This is a genomic window from Pseudomonas sp. ES1 (assembly GCF_050586605.1).
Taxonomy (GTDB): domain Bacteria; phylum Pseudomonadota; class Gammaproteobacteria; order Pseudomonadales; family Pseudomonadaceae; genus Aquipseudomonas; species Aquipseudomonas sichuanensis.
The window spans coordinates 1-18,859 of the sequence record NZ_JBOBDM010000079.1; the positions used below are offsets into that span (position 1 = coordinate 1).

Here is an 18,859-nt window from a genome sequence, read left to right on the forward strand (position 1 = left end):
CACCTGGTACTGCGCCGCCGCATTGGCCAGGGTCCGGCCAATTTCCTCACGCAACGCCAGTGGCAACTCCACCACCAACCCTTCCCCCTGGCTCAGCAGCCACCAGCGCAACGGCCAGCCATCGATCACCGTGGCCCTTAGCCGATGGCCCTGCTCCAGCGCCGTCAGCTGCATATCCCCGGTCAGCGGTGCTTCGCGCAGTTGCCGCGCCAGCGGGTCGCTGACCCAGGCTTGCAGTTCCACGCCCTCATCCTGGGCCGGTTGCAACGTATCGCTGCGCAAATACCCCTGCAGATCGAAATTGCCGCGCAGCTCGCTGCCGGCATTGGCCGACCAGTGCCAGCCAAACGGGATGCTCTTGTCGTTGCGTTCCAGCGGGAAGATCAGCGACAGCTCGTTGAGGTCGCGCTCGACGGTGCGCTTGCTGACGTTGAAGCCCACGTCACGCAGGCGCCACACCAGTTCTGCGCTGGTGGTCCCGGGGGAGCGGCTGGGCAACTGGCGCAGAAGTGCCCATTGGCGGCTAAGGGTGGCGCGGGTGGTGGCGAACGGCAAAGGAAACGTCCTTGTCTAGGCTTGCCGCCATAGAATGGCGGCACGGGCAGGTCATGGCAATTGGCCACAGCCTGCTCAGATCAAGGAACAGACAATTGGTTGCCTGGCTCTGGATCGTTCGCGACAGGTTTTGTCGTGTCGTCGCGCAGAATCACGCCCCATCACAGCAAAGCCTGGAGCTGTGCGCCGTTCAATGAGGATGAACATGTCTGCTGCCAGCAATATCCATTCGCTGCTCGCGCGGCTGCTGCCCGAGCGCATCGCGCCGGTACCGGCATTGCCGGGCCAGCGCCAGCGGCTGTTCGTCGGGGTCGGCATGCCGAGCCAGGCGCTGCAGGGCGGTGAGCGCTTCGGCCTGATCGACCGGCTGGATGAAGCTACCGACCTGCAGGCGGTGTACGCCGACCTGTGCAGCCAGGCGTTGCTCGGCAACGTGGCGGCGCTCAACGACCTGGGCTGGATCTGGCTCAACGGCAAGTATTGGCGCGGCGATACCGTGCTGGCCGGGCACCTGTTGCGCATGGCGGCTTTGCAGGGCAATGCCGTTGCCTGGTTCAACCTGGGGCAGCAGCATTATTTCGGCAAGGGCGTGGAGGTGTCGTATGCCAACGCCGCCGAGTATTACCGCCATGCCTTCGAGCGCGGCATGCTGCATGCCGCGGCGGCGCTGGGCGACCTGTACGAAGAAGAGGTGTGCGACGGTGAGCCGCCATGGCAGGTGGACCCGCTCGAGGCTTACCACTGGTTCCTGCGCGGAGCACAACGTGGCGAGACGCGTTGCCGTTTCGAGGTGGGTTATCGCCTGCTGCATGGGCTGTACGTGGCAGCGGATACCAAGGCTGCCCTGTACTGGCTGGAGCTGGCAGCGGCCACCGGGGTGATGCAGGCCGCCGAGGAACTGGCGGTGCACTTCAGCAGCCGCGACACGGCGCGCTACCTGGGCTGGCGTGACCAGGCGATCCAGCTGGGCAGCACCCTGGCGCTGACCATGAAACTGGACGACCAGGTTCAGCGTTGAGGGCATGGGTGCAGCCCATCGCTGGCAAGCCAGCTCCCACAGGAATCGCGTCAAACTTGAGACATGCGCTGTACCTGTGGGAGCCGGCTTGCCGGCGAAAGGGCCGCAGCGCGGCCCAAAATCGCTCAACTGAGCATCCCGTCACCTCAGAACGCAAAGCACGAACAACCCAATGCCCCCCAGAACCCCTGGAAGTCGCTGACCGGCACCTTGGAGTGGCGCGCCTGTTCATGGCTGTGGGCATGCACCCCACATGGCCCTGAACACTGGTGCACGACGGCCGCCAGCGATGGCGTACCCACCCGCCAGTGCCCCGGCACCTTGGCCACAGGTGACCACTCGGGCAGCACCGGTACCTGTGGCGGGCCCAGCTTGTCGAACTCGGCAGCGCCGTACACCACCTTGCCATCGACCACCGTCAGCACCGACTCGATGCCCTTGATCGCCTCTTCATCGACGCTGAAGAAATCCAGCGACAACGCCGTCAGGTCCGCCAACTGGCCCACCTTGATCTGGCCTTTCTTGCCCTGCTCGCTGGAGAACCAGGCGCTGCCCTGGGTGAACAGCTGCAGCGCGGTGTCGCGGCTCAGGCCTTCGGGGTACAGCGCCATGCCGCCCACGGTCTTGGCGCTGACCAGCCAGTACAGCGAGGTCCACGGGTTGTAGCTGGACACGCGGGTGGCGTCGGTACCGGCACCCACTGGCACGCCCATGTCGAGCATGCGCTGGATCGGCGGGGTCTGCTCGGCCGCCTTGGCGCCATAGCGGTCGACGAAATACTCGCCCTGGAAGGCCATGCGGTCCTGGATCGCGATGCCGCCGCCCAGCGCTCGAACACGTTCGATGTTCTCTGGGGTGATGGTCTCGGCGTGATCGAAGAACCACGGCAGGCCATTGAACGGGATGTCGCGGTTGACCTTCTCGAACACATCGAGCATGCGCGTGATCGATTCGTTGTAGGTGGCGTGCAGGCGGAACGGCCAGCGTTGTTCCACCAGGTGGCGCACCACAGGCTCCAGTTCCTGCTCCATGGTCTGCGGCAGGTCCGGGCGCGGTTCGAGGAAGTCCTCGAAGTCGGCGGCGGAGAACACCAGCATCTCGCCGGCACCGTTGTGGCGCAGGAAGTCGGTGCCGCTGTGCAGCTTGACGCTGGCGGTCCACTTCTTGAAGTCGTCCAGCTCTTCCTTGGGCTTCTGGGTGAACAGGTTGTAGGCGATGCGCACGGTCAGTTGGTTGTTGTCGGCCAGCTCCTGGATCACCGAGTAATCGTCGGGGAAGTTCTGATAACCGCCGCCGGCATCGATGGCGCTGGTCAGGCCCAGGCGATTGAGCTCACGCATGAACTGGCGGGTCGAGTTGACCTGGTATTCCAGCGGCAGCTTCGGCCCCTTGGCCAGGGTGGCGTAGAGGATCATCGCGTTAGGGCGGGCGATGAGCATACCGGTCGGGTTGCCGAACTTGTCGCGCTGGATCTCGCCACCCGGCGGGTTGGGCGTGTCCTTGCTGTAGCCCACCGCCTTGAGCGCGGCGCGGTTGAGCAGGGCACGGTCATACAGGTGCAGCAGGAACACCGGGGTGTCGGGGGCGGCCTGGTTGATTTCTTCCAGGGTGGGCATGCGCTTTTCGGCGAACTGGAATTCGTTCCAGCCGCCGACCACTCGTACCCACTGCGGGGTCGGCGTGCGGGCCGCCTGGTCCTTGAGCATGCGCAGGGCGTCGGCCACCGATGGCACGCCTTCCCAGCGCAGTTCCAGGTTGTAGTTGAGGCCGCCGCGGATCAGGTGCAGGTGCGAGTCATTGAGCCCTGGGATCACCGTGCGCTGTTTGAGGTCGATGATCTGCGTGGAGGCGCCTTTGTGGGCCATGGCCTGGGCATCGTTGCCCACCGCGATGAACTTGCCGTCCTTGATGGCGACGGCGGTGGCAGTGGGGTTTTCACGGTCGACGGTGTGCAGTTTGCCGTTGAACAGGATGAGGTCGGCGGTCATGGAGCCTCCTTGGGTGGATGCAGTGGCGGAGCCGCTGAAGGGCAGGGCCGACCAGAGTGCGCCAGCGGCGCCGAGCACGGTGCTGGTGGCGAGGAACTGGCGGCGGCTCTTGTCGTTAGGGTCCTGGGACATGGTGTTCTCCATCGGGCTGCGGCAGGCGGGTGAAGGTTAGCCTTGATCAGGTTTTGTGCTGCCTGCTCCGGCCTCATCGCCGGCAAGCCGGCGCCCACAAGTCTGCGCAGCCCCTGTGGGAGCCGGCTTGCCGGCGATGGGCCGCAAAGCGGCCCCCGCTTTTCAGCGATTCAGGAAGGCCAGCAGGTCTTCATTGAGCTGCTGCGCATGGGTCACGGCAAAGCCATGGGGCGCGCCTGCGTACACCTTCAGCTCGGCACCGCGGATCAGCTCTGCAGCTTTCCTGCCAGTGCTCTCGAGCGGCACGATCTGATCGTCGTCACCGTGGATGACCAGGGTCGGCACGTCGATCTTGGCCATGTCTGGGCGGAAATCGGTTTCGGAGAAAGCGCTCACGCAGTCCAGGGTGCCTTTGATCGACGCCAGCAACGCAATGTTCAAGGTCTGGGTCTGCACGCCCTGGGACACCTGCTGGCCATGGTTGATGCCATAGAAGGGCGCGGCGAAGTCGGCGATGAACTGCGCCCGGTCTGCCCGCAGGCCGGCCTTGATGCCGTCGAATACCGCACTGTCGACGCCGTCCGGGTTGTCGTCGCGCTTGCCGAACACCGGCGTTACCGCACCCAGCAGCACCAGGCCGGCGATGCGCTCGCTGCCGTGCCTGGCGATATAACGGCTGACGTCGCCACCGCCCATGGAGAAGCCCACCAAGGTCACCTCGCGCAGGTCGAGGTGTTCGATCAGCTGGGCGATGTCATCAGCGAAGGTGTCGTAGTCGTAGCCAGTCCAAGGCTGGCTGGAGCGCCCGAAACCCCGGCGGTCGAACGCGATGGTGCGGTAGCCGCGGCTGGCCAGGTACTCCATCTGCGAATCCCACATGTCGGCGTCCAGTGGCCAGCCGTGGCTGAACAGGACGGGTTTGCCACTGCCCCAGTCCTTGTAGTGGATCGAGGTGCCATCGCGGGTAACGAGTGTGCTCATGTCGGTATCTCCTGAAATTCGAGTGAGGCAGTGAGAAAACTTTCAGCCACGCAGCCAGGCGGCGCAGCGGCGGGTCACCCAGGGCATGATGTAGAACACCACGGGCAGGATGACGAACAGGTTGCTGATCAGGTTGCCGCTGATTGGGCCGCCCAGCAGCGGGTAGCGGGCAAACAGCGGCGCCAGCAGTTGCGGGATCAGCAAGGTCATGGGGCAGATCACCAGGTAGGTCAGCACGGCCTGCTTCCAGCGCGGCGGTGGCGCGGCGCGGGTGCTGGGCGGGGTGAACCAGAACTCCGGATCGTCATGCACCTGGGTCTGGTCGCCCTCTTCAAGCAGTGGCAGCACTTCGCTGACCAGCGCCTGGCGCTCGGCCGAATTGACCCAGGCCTGCAGCAGGCCGGCGTCGGCAAACCGCACGATGGTGGTGAACTGCCGGCCACCGTCGTCCGGGCGGATCACGTTGACGTCCAGGTGGCCCGGCTGCTGGCGTGCGGTGCTCACCGCATGCTTGAGCCAAGCCTCGTAGGGCGCCAGCGCCTGGGCGCGAACCTTGTGCTGGATCACCAGCGTGACGACGTTGCGGTTGTGCGGCGTGTTCATCGGCGGGCCCTGGCGTGAGCTGCGTTGACTGGGTGACCTGGCGCCACTGGGGCGCCAGGCGACTGGCGGGTTACTTGCCGGCGGTCAGGGTGTTGTAGCTGGTCATCAGGTTGCGGTAGTCGGGGATGTGGTTGCTGAACAGCGCGGCCAGGCCTTCGACGTCGTTGCGCCAGTCGCGGTGCAGCTCACAGGCCACGCCGAACCAGGTCATCAGTTGCGCGCCGGCCTGGCTCATGCGGTCGTGCGCCGCGTCGCGGGTCATTTCGTTGAAGGTGCCGGAGGCGTCGGTCACCACGAACACTTCGAACTCTTCTTCCAGGGCCGCCAGCGCCGGGAAGGCCACGCATACCTCGGTTACCACGCCGGCGATGATCAGTTGCTTCTTGCCGGTGGCTTTCACTGCCTTGACGAAGTCTTCGTTGTCCCAGGCGTTGATCTGGCCAGGGCGGGCGATGTACGGCGCGTCGGGGAACAGCGCCTTGAGTTCCGGTACCAGCGGGCCGTTGGGGCCTTGCTCGAAGCTGGTGGTGAGGATGGTCGGCAGGTTGAAGTACTTGGCCAGGTCGGCCAGGGCCAGCACGTTGTTCTTGAAGCGGTCCGGCTCGATGTCGCGCACCAGCGACAGCAGGCCAGCCTGGTGATCCACCAGCAGTACGGCGGCGTCGTCTTTGTTCAGGCGGTTGTATTTGAAGTTAGCCATGGTCGTGCTCCTTAGGGTGTGTCGTTCACTGGGTGGGGTGTTTCGCGTTGATGAGCAAAGATTAGATTCATCACCTTTGGCGCGGTAGACTGCAAAAATTGCCTCTAGCGTTCTATTTGGTGAACGATCAATGGAAGACCTCAACTCCCTGTACTACTTCACCCAGGTGGTGGAGCACGGCGGCTTCGCCCCGGCCGGGCGGGCGCTGGACATGCCCAAGTCCAAGCTCAGCCGGCGCATCGCCGACCTCGAGGAGCGCCTGGGCGTGCGGCTGCTGCACCGCACCAGCCGGCACTGTTCGCTGACCGAGATCGGCCAGGCCTACTACAACCGTTGCCTGGCCATGCGCGTGGAGGCCGAGGGCGCCGCCGAAATCATCGAGCGCAACCGCAGCGAGCCGCGCGGGCTGGTGCGCATCAGTTGCCCGACCACCCTGCTCAATTCCTGGGTCGGGCCGATGCTCACCCGCTACATGCTCAAGTACCCGCAGGTGGAGCTGTTCATCGAGAGCACCAACCGCCGCGTCGACTTGCTGCACGAAGGCTTCGACCTGGCGCTGCGGGTGCGCTTCCCGCCGCTGGAGAACACCGACATGGTGATGAAGGTGCTGAGCAACAGCACCCAGTGCCTGGTCGGGCACCCCGCGTTCCTCGAACAGCTGCCGGCGGGCTTCGACCCGCAGCAACTGGGCACGCTGCCCAGCCTGCACTGGGGCGGCGCCCAGCGCGAATACCAGTGGGAGCTGTTCCAGGGCGAGGACCAGCAGCACAGCCTGGTCATCCCGCACACGCCGCGTATGGTCAGCGACGACCTCTTTGCCCTGCGCCATTTCGTGGTGGCCGGGGTGGGCATCGCCCACCTGCCACGGGTGGCGGTGCGTGAGGACCTGGCGGCGGGCAGGCTGGTGGAGCTGCTGGAGCAATGGCACCCGCGCTGCGGCATCGTCCATGCGATCTTCCCGTCACGGCGCGGGTTGCTGCCGTCGGTGCGCTCGCTGATCGACCACCTGGCCGAGGAATTCGCCACCAGCGACATGGCCTGACGGCGCGGGTCTGGCGCGAGGATGAACAACTTTTCATCTTCGCCTGCGGGCACGCCCGGTTGACGGCAGGGGGAGGGCAGGGCGTATATTGATAGTTAGCAAACTATGAATATCCTCGGTTCCTCTTATGTCACTTGACGCTCTGCACATGAAAATCAGCAGCGGCATGGTCGTGGCCGCCCGGCATTGGCGTCGCCTGTGTCAGGGCGCCTTGACCGGCTATGGCATCTCCGAAGCCTGCGCCGTGCCGTTGCTGATGATCGTGCGCCTGGGCGACGGCGTGCACCAGGTGGCGGTGGCCCAGGCCGCCGGCCTGGAAAGCCCGTCGCTGGTGCGCCTGCTCGACCAGCTGTGCAAGGCGGGCCTGGTGCTGCGCAGCGAGGACCCGCTGGACCGCCGCGCCAAGGCCCTGAGCCTGACCGCTACAGGCCGCGCCCTGGCCGAATCCATCGAAGGCGAACTGGTGCGCCTGCGCCGCGAGTTGCTGCAGGGCATCGATCAGGCCGACCTGGAAGCCACCCTGCGGGTGATCCGGGTGTTCGAAGACGCGGGCCTCACCCCATGAGCGGCTTCTTCAGCTCGGTGCCGCCGGCCCGCGACTGGTTCTACGGCGTGCGCACCTTCGCCGCGTCCATGATCGCCCTGTACATCGCCCTGCTGATGCAGTTGCCGCGCCCGTACTGGGCGATGGCCACGGTGTACATCGTCTCCAGCCCATTCCTCGGCCCCACCACCTCCAAGGCGCTGTACCGTGCACTCGGCACACTGCTGGGCGCGGGGGCGGCGATCTTTTTCGTGCCGCTGCTGGTGCAGTCGCCGTTGCTGCTGAGCATCGCCGTCGCGCTGTGGACCGGCACCCTGCTGTTCCTCTCGCTGAACCTGCGCACCGCCAACAACTACGTGCTGATGCTGGCCGGCTACACGATGCCGATGATCGCCCTGGCCGTGGTCGACAACCCGCTGGCGGTGTTCGACGTGGCCTCGTCCCGGGCCCAGGAAATCTGCCTGGGCATCGTCTGCGCGGCGGTGGTCGGCGCGGTGTTCTGGCCGCGCCGGCTGGCGCCGGTGGTGGTCGGCGCGACCGGCAGCTGGTTCAGCGAGGCGATCCGCTACAGCGATACCTACCTGGCTCGCGAAGCCAGCGCCGACAAGGTCGGCGGCATGCGCGGGGCGATGGTCGCCACCTTCAACTCGCTGGAGCTGATGATCGGCCAGCTCGGCCACGAAGGCGCAGGCCCGCACACCTTGAAGAACGCCCGCGAACTGCGCGGGCGGATGATCCACCTGCTGCCGGTGATCGACGCCCTCGACGACGCCCTGATCGCCCTCGAAGGCCGTGCCCCTGTGCAGTTCGCCCAGTTGCAGCCGGTGCTGGCGGCCGCCCGCGAATGGCTCAAGGGCACCGCCGACAGCGCCGCGGTGGCACGTTGGACCGCCCTGCACGAGCAGATCGACCGCCTGCAACCCGGCGCCGCCGCCCTCGACCAGCGCGCCGAGCTGTTGTTGTCCAATGCGCTCTACCGCCTGACCGAGTGGGCCGACCTGTGGCAGGACTGCTGCACCCTGCAGCACGCCCTGCGCACCGACGACGCCAAGCCCTGGCGGGCAGTGTATCGGCACTGGCGGCTGGGCCGGCTGACCCCCTTCTTCGACCGTGGGCTGATGTTCTACTCGGTGTTCTCCACCGTCACCGCCATCGTCGTCGCCTGCGGCCTGTGGATCGGCCTGGGCTGGAACGACGGCGCCAGCGCGGTAATCCTCGCCGCCGTGTCGTGCAGCTTCTTCGCCGCCATGGACGACCCGGCGCCGCAGATCTACCGGTTCTTCTTCTGGACCTTGATGTCGGTGATCTTCTCCAGCCTGTACCTGTTCCTGGTACTGCCCAACCTGCATGACTTCGCCATGCTGGTGCTGGCCTTTGCCGTGCCGTTCATCTGCGTCGGCACCCTCACCGTGCAGCCGCGTTTCTACCTGGGCACCTTGCTGACCATCGTCAACACCTCGACCTTCATCAGCATCCAGGGCGCTTACGACGCCGACTTCTTCACCTTCCTCAACGCCAACCTGGCGGGGCCGGTGGGGCTGCTGTTCGCCTTCCTCTGGACCATCGTGGTGCGCCCGTTCGGCGTGGAACTGGCGGCCAAGCGCATGACTCGCTTCGCCTGGCGCGACATCGTCGAGATGACCGCGCCGGCCACCCTCGCCGAACACCGCCAGGTCGGCGTGCAGATGCTCGACCGCCTGATGCAGCACCTGCCGCGGCTGTCGCAGACCGGCCAGGACAGCGGCGTGGCGCTGCGCGACCTGCGCGTGGGGCTGAACCTGCTCGACCTGTTGGCCTACCTGCCGCGTGCTGGCAGCCAGGCCCGCGAGCGCCTGCAGACGGTGATCGAAGACGTCGGCGGCCACTACGCCGCCTGCCTGCGCGCCGGCGAACGGCTGCATGCCCCGGCGGCGCTGCTGCGCAACATGGAGCGGGCGCGCCTGGCGCTGAACCTGGACGAACTGTACGAGCGCGGCGATGCCCGCACCCACCTGCTGCACGCCCTGAGTGGCCTGCGCCTGGCCCTGTTGCCGGGGGTGGAGGTGATGCTCGAACCCACTGAACAAACGCAACTGCCCCCCGGCCTCGATGGAGCGCCCCTGTGATAGGTGAACTGGATATCAGCGGGGTGTTCCTGCCCACGCTGCTGGTGATGATGTTTGCGACCTACCTGTTGTTCCTGGGGGTGCATGCGCTGCTGGTGCGCGTGCATTTCTACCGCCTGGTCTGGCACCGGGCGCTGTTCAACGTTGCCCTGTATGCCGTGCTGCTGGGCGCGGTCGACCACTTTTGCCGAAGCCTGATGCTGCCATGAAAAAACCTTTGCTGACCCTGGGCCGCGTGGTCCTGACCTTGCTGGTAGTGACCTTCGCCGCCGTGCTCGTGTGGCAGATGGTGGTGTACTACATGTTCGCCCCCTGGACCCGCGACGGGCACATCCGTGCCGACGTGATCCAGATCGCCCCGGATGTGTCCGGGCTGATCCAAAAGGTCGAGGTGCGCGACAACCAGACCATCAAGCGCGGCGACGTGCTGTTCACCATCGACCAGGACCGCTTCAGCCTGGCCCTGCGCCAGGCCAAGGCGACCCTGGCCGAGCGCCAGGAAACCCTGGCCCAGGCCTCCCGCGAGGCGCAGCGCAACCGCAAGCTGGGCAACCTGGTGGCGGCCGAGCAGCTGGAAGAGAGCCAGTCGCGCGAGGCCCGCGCCCGCTCGGCGGTCAATCAGGCCCAGGTGCAGGTGGACCTGGCCCAGCTCAACCTCGACCGTTCGGTGGTGCGCAGCCCGGTGGACGGTTACCTCAATGACCGCGCCCCGCGCGCCCACGAGTTCGTCAGCGCCGGCCGCCCGGTGCTGTCGGTGGTCGACAGCGCCTCGTACCACGTCGATGGCTATTTCGAAGAGACCAAGCTTGGTGGCATCAACGTTGGCGATGCCGTGGACATCCGCGTGATGGGCGACAACACGCGCCTGCGCGGCCGGGTCGAAAGCCTGTCCGCCGGCATCGAGGACCGCGACCGCAGCAGCGGCGCCAACCTGCTGCCCAACGTCAACCCGGCGTTCAGCTGGGTGCGCCTGGCCCAGCGGATTCCGGTGCGCATCACCTTCGACGAGGTGCCGGCGGACTTCCGCATGATTGCCGGGCGCACCGCCACGGTGTCGATCATCGAGGGCCAGCGCCCATGAAACAGCTGATCCTGGTGGGGCTTAGCCTGTCCCTCGGCGCCTGCATGATGGTCGGGCCCAACTACCAAGTGCCCAAGGACGCCGCCGTGCAGCGCAGCGATCTCAACGGCCCGTTGCGCCAGGATGCCGACAGCGTGGTGTCGGCACCGGTGCCCGAGGACTGGTGGCAGCTGTACCAGGATCAACGCCTCAACGAACTGGTGCGCCAGGCTCTGAGCGCCAACACCGAACTGCGCGTGGCCGCCGCCAACATCGCCAAGGCCCGTGCCCAGGTGGAAGTGGCCGAGTCCCAGGGCGGCTTCAATGGCGGCATCAAGGCCGGTGCCCAGCGCTTGCAGGAGTCCGGCGAAGCCTTCCTGCTGCCGGAGAAAGTGCCGGTGGCCAATATCGGCGAGGCGCTGCTGAGCGTCAGCTACCAGTTCGACCTGTGGGGCACCTTCAAGCGCGGCACCGAGGCCGCCAAGGCCAACGCCGATGCGGTGCAGGCTGCTGCCGACACCGCGCGCATCACCCTGGTGGCCGATGTGGTCAAGGCCTACACCCAGGTGTGTTCGGCCAACGAGGAGTACCACATTGCCCGTGAGTCGCTGGGCCTGCAGCAGCAGGGCGTGCAGCTGACACAGCGCTTGCGCGACGCTGGCCGTGGCGACGAGACCCAGGTCACCCGTTCGCAGACCCAGTTCAAGTCGCTGCGGGCAGAACTGCCGCGCTTCAAGGCCGAGCGCGAAACGGGCCTGTACACCCTGGCCGCGTTGCTGGCCAAGCCGGTCGAGCAGTTGCCGGCGGGTACTGCCGATTGCGCCGAGCTGCCGCACCTTGCGCAGCTGATCCCGGTGGGTGATGGCGCCGCCTTGCTCAAACGCCGCCCCGATGTGCGCCAGGCCGAGCGCCAGTTGGCGGCTGCGACCGCGAATATCGGCGTGGCCACTGGCGCGCTGTACCCGGATATCAGCATTGGTGCACAGGTGGGCACCATCGGCATTCTTGAAAACCTCGGTGAGCCGTCCACCAACCGTTGGGGCTTTGGCCCGCAGATCAGCTGGAACATCCCCACCAACGGCACCCGTGCGCGTATTCGCATGGCCGAGGCCTCGACCCAGGCGGCGCTGGCGCAGTTCGATGGGGTGGTGCTCAACGCCATTCGTGAGACACAGACGCGGCTGGCGCAGTACAGCGCGTTGCTCGACCGGCGCGATGCGCTGGCTGAGGCTGAGCGTTCGGCGAAAGAGTCGGCGGACCAGACGCATCTGCGTTACCAGGTGGGGCGTGAGTCGTTCCTGGCTGACCTGCAGGCGACGCGGACCTATACCGATGTACGCGCGCAGCTGGCGGCGGCGAATAGTCAGGTGGCGATGGGGCAGATTGGGGTGTTTCTGGCGTTGGGTGGGGGGTGGAAGGGTAGTGGCAAACCTTGAGGGAAAATCGCTGGCAAGCCAGCTCCCACAGAGATCACTGCAGCCCTTGTGGGAGCTGGCTTGCCAGCGATGGGGGCATCACTGAAACATCAGGTCCCACTCCTTTTTGCTCCAAGCGGATTCAACGCACTAGCCTGACCTGGCCAAAACAGGAGTAGGCACATGGACAGTCCCCATTCCAGCCAACTGAGGCGTGGCCGTTTCTCAGAGCCCGGCAGGCTCTATCTGCTGACCACCGAAACCTTGAACCGGGCACCGTACCTGGCCGACTTCCGCTCGGCTCGGTTGTTGATCGCGCAGTTGCGTGTCGCGGAGGCGGAGGGCATCGCCCGATCACTGGCCTGGGTGGTGATGCCGGATCATTTTCACTGGCTCGTGGAGCTTGGACGCGGGGACCTGAAAACGCTGATGCGGCGGATCAAATCGCGCAGTACCCGGATGATCAATGGCTATCAGGGGCGTGCGGGGCGCCTCTGGCAGCAGGGGTTTCATGATCGCGCGTTGCGGCGGGAAGAGGATGTGCAGGCTGTTGCGCGTTACATCGTCATGAATCCCAAGCGGGCAGGGTTGGTTGAGCGGGTTGGAGACTATCCCCATTGGGACGCCATCTGGCTCTGAGCAGTTGCTTGTGTTGTCAGTGCTGGCCCAATGGCTCATACCGCATCAGGGCCGCCAGGTGCCTGGCAGTTGATTGCATCAGGGCATGCAGGTGCCTGCCACAGCTCTTGTGGCGCCTATGAGATCGAGCGCCGCCCGCGCGGCGCATCGCTGGCAAGCCAGCTCCCACAGTTTGTTTCGGGCCAGTTACTCCTGTGAAAGTACCGGCGCCTGCCTTGGTGCATGTCTTGAGTCATGTGGGGCGGCGGTAATGCCCACACTGAAACCGCGTCGTACCAACAAGGCGGACAGTGATGACCTTGCAGGAGTAACTGGCCCGAAATAGATATGGGAGCTGGCTTGCCAGCGATCGAGGGCGTAGCCCTCGCCAGGGCCCATATCGTGTCAGGGCCGCCAGGTGCTTGCCACAGCTCTTGCAGCGCCTATGAGATCGAGCGCCGCCCGCGCGGCGCATCGCTGGCAAGCCAGCTCCCACAGTTTGTTTCGGGCCAATTATTCCTGTGAAAGTACCGGCGCCTGCCTTGGTGCATGTCTTGAGTCATGCGCAGCGGCGGCAACGCCCACACAGAAACTGCGTCGTACCAAAAAGGCGGACAGTGATGAACATGCAGGAGTAATTGGCCCGAAACAGATGTGGGAGCTGGCTTGCCAGCGATGCGCCGCGCGGGCGGCGCTCGATCTCATAAGCGCTGCAAGGATCTCGGCGAGCACCTAGTGGCCTTGACGCGCTCCCCAGTCAGTTCAAAATCCGCGCCGGCTCATCCGGCGGCAACTTGTCCCGCACCCGTGGCGGGCGTGGCTGGCCTGGCCCGACACCGCCCAACTGATCGGCCAACTGCTGCGCCACATCTTCCCCCAGCGCCTTCGACACTTCGCGCACCACCTTCGGGCGGTTCAGGCTCACGCGGCGGTCCTGGCTTTTCATCAGCTTGATGTCCTGCCCCTCACCCATGGCGGTGAACGCCGAGGTGATCTGCAAGGTGCGGGTATCGATCAGGCTGAAGTCGGCGGTCACGCTCAGCCCCAGCACCTTCGAATAACTGTCGGTGTGGTCCAGGGCGTTGACGTCCTCCTGGAAGTCGATGTCCGACAGGGTGCCGAACAGCACGTAGTCGGCGCCTGCGAACGCGCCGTTCTTGATCCGGCGGATCACGTCGTACACGTCCTCCTCGGCCTCGGCGGTGTAGGGCTTGCCCTGGATCAGCTCGAACATGCCGGTCTTGAGGATTTCGCCCTTGATGTCGCCGCCAAACTTGCGCAGCTCGGCCTGCTGGATGTAGCTCTTGCTGCTTTCGTACTCGCTGTAGCTCGACGACTGGCTGGCGTTGTACAGGCTCGACTGCCCGCTGTTGTGGGCGTTGACGCTGTGGATGTACTCCTGAACCTGCGCCTCGTAGGCCAGGTCGGTCACCGCCACCTTGGGGGCCGCCTGCGCGCCGAAGGCGCAGGCCAGGCCAATGACTGCCATCCATGCACGCATCGGTCAGCGCTCCGTGGTCTTGCGGATTTCTTTTTCATCCATCCACTCGGCCAGGCCGCTTTCCACGTCGACCAGCTGCAGGCTGAACTTGTAGAACACGTCCTTGTAGTCGCTGCTGCGTTTGACGATGGAGCTGATCGAGCCTTCCAGGCGGTACCTGGCGGCGATCATGTTGCCGGTCTTGGCCACCGTGTTCTTCTTGTACAGGCCGCTCTGGTTCTGCAGCTTGAGCTGGTCGACCTGGCTCTGCATGTCGGTGTTGTCGCTGGCGAAGCGGGCGGTGCCGGACTTCATCAGCTGGGTCTTGATGGTGGTGGTGATCTCGCGGGTATCGATGTACTCGCTGGTCTTGTTCTTCACGTCGTACACCTGCACCACCGGGCGGCCGCGCAGCACGCCGGACTGGGCCAGGGAACGGGTCATGCTCTCGGCGATCATCTGCAGGTCGGTGGAGCCGAACTCGTTGGTGATCAGCTCGACCGCCTTGCTGTCGCCGTAGCTGATGTTCTTGCCGCCGAGGACCGGCGACGGGGTGCTGCAGCCGCTGACCAGGGCGATGGCGACGGCGGCGAGGGAAAGGCGTGCAAACATGCAGGGTGCTCCTGAAAGGGGTTACCGGGTGTGGGCTTCGAAGCGGAAGTCGGTGGCCTTGGGGGTCGGCGCGATGGCGGGCAGGAACTTGGCCTGCTTGCCATACAGCGGCAGGGCCTTCCAGCCTTCTTCGTCGGCCACCGGGAAGCCGCTGTCGTCCAACCAGGCGAAGCGGTAGAACAGGGTCTGGTTGCTGCGGCTGGTGTTGTTCAGCGCCACGTTGACGGTGAGGAAGCCATTCTCGCGGGCGACCCGCATCTGATGGACTTCGATATCGTCCAGCTGGCCCATGGTCACGACCTTGCTGGCGGCGGTTTCGGTGTTGGAGCAACCGGCCAGCAAGGCGGCGGTGAGCAGGGCGAGGCAGGTTCTGCGCATGTTCGATCCTTGAGGTTACTTGAGGCTGACCACGGTGGGGGCCGTGGTGGTGGGCGCGACCTGGACGGCCGGGCCGCTGGCGAACACCTGGTTGCCGACCACGCGCAGGCTGACCACCTGGTAGGGGCGGTCGATCTTCACCTTGATCCCGGCCCCGCCCAGTACTGCCGGTAGGCTCAGTTGGTGCTCGCCGGGCTTCAGGCGCAGGCGAGCCACTTGGGTCTGGTCGGGCAGGGTGCGCCAGGTGCGGGTATCGGCATTCTCCAGCACCGTCGACGCGATGCCGAAGATCAGGCCGGCCAGCGGGTCTTTCTCGTTCAGTTTCTTCTGCGCCAAGGTGCGCGAGACGGCGCGCGCGCTGGTGCGCAGGATGATGCCGGGCATGTCATCGCGCAAGGCCCGGCGCGACATGGCGCTGGTGCTGTTGAGCAAGGTCAGGGCCAGGGGCCTGCCGTCGAGCTGCAGGGCATCCAGGTGCGCGGTGGAGCGGTCTTCGCGAATGATCGGGAACGACAGCGGGGTAATCACCAGGTTTTCATCAATCACCAGGGGCAGGGGGATGCTCATGGAATCGCGGGCTGGCGCCAGGCCGCTCTGCACCACGAACAGCACGTCGCTCTCGGCCGGGGTGGCGCTGTTGCCGTCCAGCTGCAGCAGGGCCTGCTCTAGCAGCGGTGTTTTCGGGCGTAGCTCGGCGGCCATGCGGTAACCCGGCGCGGCCAGCCCTTTTTCGCCCAGGGCCTCGTAGACGAAGCCGGCCAGATAGTGGCTGAAGGCGCTCTGGTAGCTGTTTTTGAGGTTGACCACCTCGGGGGCGTCGAGGGTGGCGACCGGATAGCCCTTGAGGTCGGCGACTTCGGTTTTAATACCGTCTTCCTGTGCCTGTTCTTCGCCCTTGAGGTACGCCTTGTCGCGCAGCTCGGCGATGATCGCTTCGCGCTCGTGGCTCTTGCGGATCGCTACGCGGGCACCGTCGAAGTCGTTCTGGGCCAGCAGGTTCAGGGCCATCTGCGTGGTCAGCATGACTTTTTCGTAGTCGTAGCCTTCGTAGCGGCGGATCTTGTCGTTGACCACGTAGCTGCCGAACTGGCTGAGGTACTTGTCGGTGTCCAGGCGCACAGCCTCTTCCCACTGCACTACCACGCTGTCGGCCGAGCGCCAGGCAGCCTGGCTGCCGGCCAGGTCGCCCTTCGAGCGCAGCAGTTCACCTTTCTCCAGGTAGTAGAGCAGGTCCTTCTGTTCGCGGGTGTTGTGGCTTTCCAGCAGGGCCAGCGCGGCGTCGACGTTGCCCGCGGCCAGTTGCTGGTTGGTTGCCTGCATTTCGCTGTCGTAGCTGCGAAACACCGAGCAGCCGCTGAGTTGCAGGAGGGTGAAGAGGGTGGCCAGGATCAGGACGCGGGTTGCCATCGAAGGTTTTCATTCCCTGGAGCATGTTGCAGCCGCTGTAGCGGGGCGGCGGGGCCCTCTGGCCGGGCCAGATCCTTTGGGTAAAGGCACATTGATCGCCAATGGCTATTACAAAGGGGCGGCATTATACGCAAAGTGACAGCGTTTTAATGGCCATGTGCCTTTACTGCCCTTGTGACAGGCCCGCCGTCGTAAAGATCCTGATGAGGACGGCGAGGATGCCGGGAGATTTTGTAGCAAGATTTTTCATGAAATCTGCCCCTGAAGCTTGAGGGACGCAGAGTGGAAGTGAACAATGTTCACTTTCGTATTTACATCGAGACTGGCCATGAATTCCCGTTCCCGCCTGCTTGCCGTGCTGCTCGCCCCGGTGCTGCTGCTGTGCAGCGCCCTGGCGCAGGCAGAGGCCCCCGCCGATGCGACCAAGGCCCTGCATCTGCTGGACTATATTGGCGCCGATTACCCACCGACGGTGCGTGACGGCAAGGTGGTGGACACCGGCGAATACCGCGAGCAGCAGGAGTTCAGCGGGGTACTGGCCGAGCTGGTCAAGGGCCTGCCGGACAACCCCGAACGCGCCGCACTTGAACAGGGCGTGCAGGGCCTGCGCCAGGCTATCGAGCAGCGCCAGGAGGGTGCGGGTGTCGCCCGCCAGGCCCGCCAGCTGGGTGCGCGCCTGGCGGTGGCCTACGAGGTCAGCCAGGCGCCGATCATCACCCCCGACCCGGCCCGCGGTGCGGCGCTGTACGCGCAGAACTGCTCGATCTGCCACGGTGATACCGGGCTGGGTGACGGCCCGGCCGGCCTGGGCCTGGAGCCACCACCGGCCAACCTGCGCAACGCTGCGCGGCTCGACCAGCTGAGCCTGTACGACCTGTACAACACCCTTGGCCTGGGGATCGAAGGCACCGAGATGCCGTCGTTCGCCGACCAGCTCGACGAGCGTCAGCGCTGGGATGTGGCGGCCTATATCGCCAGCTTCAGCGCTGACCCGCAGGTGGCCATGGGCGACAAGGCCTGGAACATTGCCGACCTGGCCCGCCAGACGCCCGCCGAAGTGGCTGAAAAAGAGGGCCCCGGTGCCGTGGCGGCCTTCCGTGCCCAGCGTGCCAAGCCGCCGCAGGCCAAGCGTGGCCCGGCGCAGTTGCTCGACTACACCGCCAGCACCCTGGACAAGAGCCTGGCGGCCTATCGCGCCGGCGACCATGACCAGGCCTACGACCTGTCGGTGGCGGCCTACCTGGAAGGCTTCGAGCTGGTCGAAAGCTCCCTCGACAACATCGACGCCCAGGTGCGCAAGGACACCGAGAAGTCGCTGATGGCCTACCGTCAGTCGCTGCAGGACGGCTTGCCGCTGGCCCAGGCCGAACAGCGCCTGGACGCCGCGAAGGCGAAGCTTGCGCAAGCCTCCAAACTGCTGGGCAGCGATGGCCTGAGCTGGTCGTTGAGCTACATCTCCGGCCTGCTGATCCTGCTGCGCGAGGGCCTGGAAGCGATCCTGGTGCTGGCGGCGATCCTGGCCTTCCTGCGTAACACCGGCCAGCAGTCGGCGGTGCGCAGCGTCAACATCGGCTGGGGCCTGGCGCTGGTCGCCGGCTTCGCCACCTGGGCCCTGGCGGCCTACGTGATCAACGTGGGCGGTGCCCAGCGCGAGCTGCTCGAAGGCTGCACGGCGCTGTTCGCCTCGGTGATGGTGCTGTGGCTGGGCGTGTGGATGCACGACCGCCGGCACGCCGCCGCCTGGCAGAACTACATCAAGAGCAGCCTGGTCAGCGGTGGCGGGCGCTTCGGTTTTGCCCTGCTGGCGTTCTTCTCGGTGTACCGCGAGCTGTTCGAAGTGATCCTGTTCTACGAAACCCTGTGGCTGCAGGCGGGACCTGCCGGGCACCAGGCGGTGCTGGCGGGCGGTGCCACGGCACTGGTGCTGCTGGTGGGCCTGGCCTGGGTGATCCTGCGCGGCTCGGCGAAATTGCCGCTGGCGCTGTTCTTCAGCATCAACGCGGCATTGCTGTGCGCGTTGTCGGTGATTTTTGCCGGGCATGGCGTCAAGGCGCTGCAGGAGGCCGGCGTGTTGGGTACACGGCCGGTGGCATTCTTCGAGTTCGACTGGCTGGGCATTCATGCCGATGCCTACTCGCTGGGTGCGCAGGCGCTGGCGTTGCTGGCGATCGTGTTCCTGTATGGGCGTAGCCGGTTGGCCGAGAAGCGCAGGGCGGCGGCA

The 18,859-nt window shown here is 65.6% G+C and carries 18 protein-coding genes; 9 read left to right on the forward strand and 9 right to left on the reverse strand.

Translation table 11 applies throughout. The features are described from left to right. A partial coding sequence (locus ACQ4N9_RS24140) for a WYL domain-containing protein (protein WP_125466023.1) occupies positions 1-555 on the reverse strand: 555 nt, incomplete at its 3' end. Positions 556-760: 205 nt separating this feature from the next. Here ACQ4N9_RS24140 and ACQ4N9_RS24145 point away from each other — a divergent pair. Beyond that, positions 761-1,573 (forward strand): tetratricopeptide repeat protein, encoded by an 813-nt coding sequence (locus ACQ4N9_RS24145; RefSeq protein ID WP_390968106.1) that lies wholly within the window; start codon positions 761-763, stop codon positions 1,571-1,573. A gap of 146 nt (positions 1,574-1,719) precedes the next feature. Here the strand turns inward: ACQ4N9_RS24145 and ACQ4N9_RS24150 are convergent, their stop codons facing one another. The 4 genes from ACQ4N9_RS24150 to ycaC form a co-directional block, all read right to left on the reverse strand. Next, positions 1,720-3,561 carry an amidohydrolase gene (locus tag ACQ4N9_RS24150; RefSeq protein WP_390968235.1) on the reverse strand — a complete coding sequence of 614 codons (1,842 nt, stop codon included), beginning with the start codon at positions 3,559-3,561 and terminating at the stop codon, positions 1,720-1,722. A gap of 294 nt (positions 3,562-3,855) precedes the next feature. Next, positions 3,856-4,674 (reverse strand): alpha/beta fold hydrolase, encoded by an 819-nt coding sequence (locus ACQ4N9_RS24155; RefSeq protein ID WP_390968107.1) that lies wholly within the window; start codon positions 4,672-4,674, stop codon positions 3,856-3,858. 42 nt (positions 4,675-4,716) lie between these two features. Beyond that, positions 4,717-5,277, reverse strand: coding sequence for an antibiotic biosynthesis monooxygenase (locus ACQ4N9_RS24160; protein ID WP_390968108.1), 561 nt, complete (start codon positions 5,275-5,277; stop codon positions 4,717-4,719). A gap of 70 nt (positions 5,278-5,347) precedes the next feature. Beyond that, positions 5,348-5,977 (reverse strand): isochorismate family cysteine hydrolase YcaC, encoded by a 630-nt coding sequence (gene ycaC, locus ACQ4N9_RS24165; protein WP_110992047.1) that lies wholly within the window; start codon positions 5,975-5,977, stop codon positions 5,348-5,350. 130 nt (positions 5,978-6,107) lie between these two features. On the opposite strand from ycaC, the gene ACQ4N9_RS24170 reads away from it, so the two are divergent. The 7 genes from ACQ4N9_RS24170 to ACQ4N9_RS24200 all read left to right on the forward strand — a co-directional run bounded on the left by ACQ4N9_RS24170 (position 6,108) and on the right by ACQ4N9_RS24200 (position 12,782). Further along, positions 6,108-7,019: a LysR substrate-binding domain-containing protein gene (locus ACQ4N9_RS24170; protein WP_390968109.1), complete on the forward strand. Its 912-nt coding sequence runs from the start codon at positions 6,108-6,110 to the stop codon at positions 7,017-7,019. Between the two features lie 127 nt (positions 7,020-7,146). Beyond that, positions 7,147-7,584 (forward strand): MarR family winged helix-turn-helix transcriptional regulator, encoded by a 438-nt coding sequence (locus ACQ4N9_RS24175; protein ID WP_125466017.1) that lies wholly within the window; start codon positions 7,147-7,149, stop codon positions 7,582-7,584. Beyond that, a complete protein-coding gene (locus ACQ4N9_RS24180; protein ID WP_390968110.1) occupies positions 7,581-9,668 on the forward strand; it encodes an FUSC family protein in 2,088 nt (695 codons plus the stop codon). The genes ACQ4N9_RS24175 and ACQ4N9_RS24180 overlap by 4 nt, the downstream gene beginning before the upstream one ends. Further along, complete coding sequence (locus ACQ4N9_RS24185; protein ID WP_110992051.1) at positions 9,665-9,877, forward strand: DUF1656 domain-containing protein; 213 nt, start codon at positions 9,665-9,667, stop codon at positions 9,875-9,877. The genes ACQ4N9_RS24180 and ACQ4N9_RS24185 overlap by 4 nt, the downstream gene beginning before the upstream one ends. After that, positions 9,874-10,749: an HlyD family secretion protein gene (locus ACQ4N9_RS24190; RefSeq protein ID WP_347151261.1), complete on the forward strand. Its 876-nt coding sequence runs from the start codon at positions 9,874-9,876 to the stop codon at positions 10,747-10,749. The genes ACQ4N9_RS24185 and ACQ4N9_RS24190 overlap by 4 nt, the downstream gene beginning before the upstream one ends. Further along, the gene (locus ACQ4N9_RS24195; RefSeq protein WP_390968111.1) at positions 10,746-12,164 is read left to right on the forward strand and encodes an efflux transporter outer membrane subunit; all 1,419 of its coding nucleotides are present in this window, start codon (positions 10,746-10,748) and stop codon (positions 12,162-12,164) included. Before ACQ4N9_RS24190 ends, ACQ4N9_RS24195 begins: the two co-directional genes overlap by 4 nt. A gap of 162 nt (positions 12,165-12,326) precedes the next feature. Beyond that, a complete protein-coding gene (locus ACQ4N9_RS24200; RefSeq protein WP_390968112.1) occupies positions 12,327-12,782 on the forward strand; it encodes an REP-associated tyrosine transposase in 456 nt (151 codons plus the stop codon). 736 nt (positions 12,783-13,518) lie between these two features. On the opposite strand, the gene ACQ4N9_RS24205 is transcribed toward ACQ4N9_RS24200, so the two are convergent. From ACQ4N9_RS24205 to ACQ4N9_RS24220, 4 genes are read right to left on the reverse strand one after another with little or no spacing between them, the layout of a single operon-like run. Next, the gene (locus tag ACQ4N9_RS24205; RefSeq protein WP_390968113.1) at positions 13,519-14,262 is read right to left on the reverse strand and encodes a penicillin-binding protein activator LpoB; all 744 of its coding nucleotides are present in this window, start codon (positions 14,260-14,262) and stop codon (positions 13,519-13,521) included. Between the two features lie 3 nt (positions 14,263-14,265). Beyond that, positions 14,266-14,853 carry a penicillin-binding protein activator LpoB gene (gene lpoB, locus ACQ4N9_RS24210; protein ID WP_125466012.1) on the reverse strand — a complete coding sequence of 196 codons (588 nt, stop codon included), beginning with the start codon at positions 14,851-14,853 and terminating at the stop codon, positions 14,266-14,268. A 21-nt stretch (positions 14,854-14,874) separates the two neighbouring features. Continuing rightward, complete coding sequence (locus tag ACQ4N9_RS24215; RefSeq protein WP_110992057.1) at positions 14,875-15,231, reverse strand: YcfL family protein; 357 nt, start codon at positions 15,229-15,231, stop codon at positions 14,875-14,877. A 15-nt stretch (positions 15,232-15,246) separates the two neighbouring features. Further along, positions 15,247-16,638 (reverse strand): COG3014 family protein, encoded by a 1,392-nt coding sequence (locus ACQ4N9_RS24220; RefSeq protein WP_390968114.1) that lies wholly within the window; start codon positions 16,636-16,638, stop codon positions 15,247-15,249. 295 nt (positions 16,639-16,933) lie between these two features. Here ACQ4N9_RS24220 and ACQ4N9_RS24225 point away from each other — a divergent pair. Further along, the coding region (locus tag ACQ4N9_RS24225) for an FTR1 family protein (protein WP_390968115.1) at positions 16,934-18,859 on the forward strand (1,926 nt) is incomplete at its 3' end.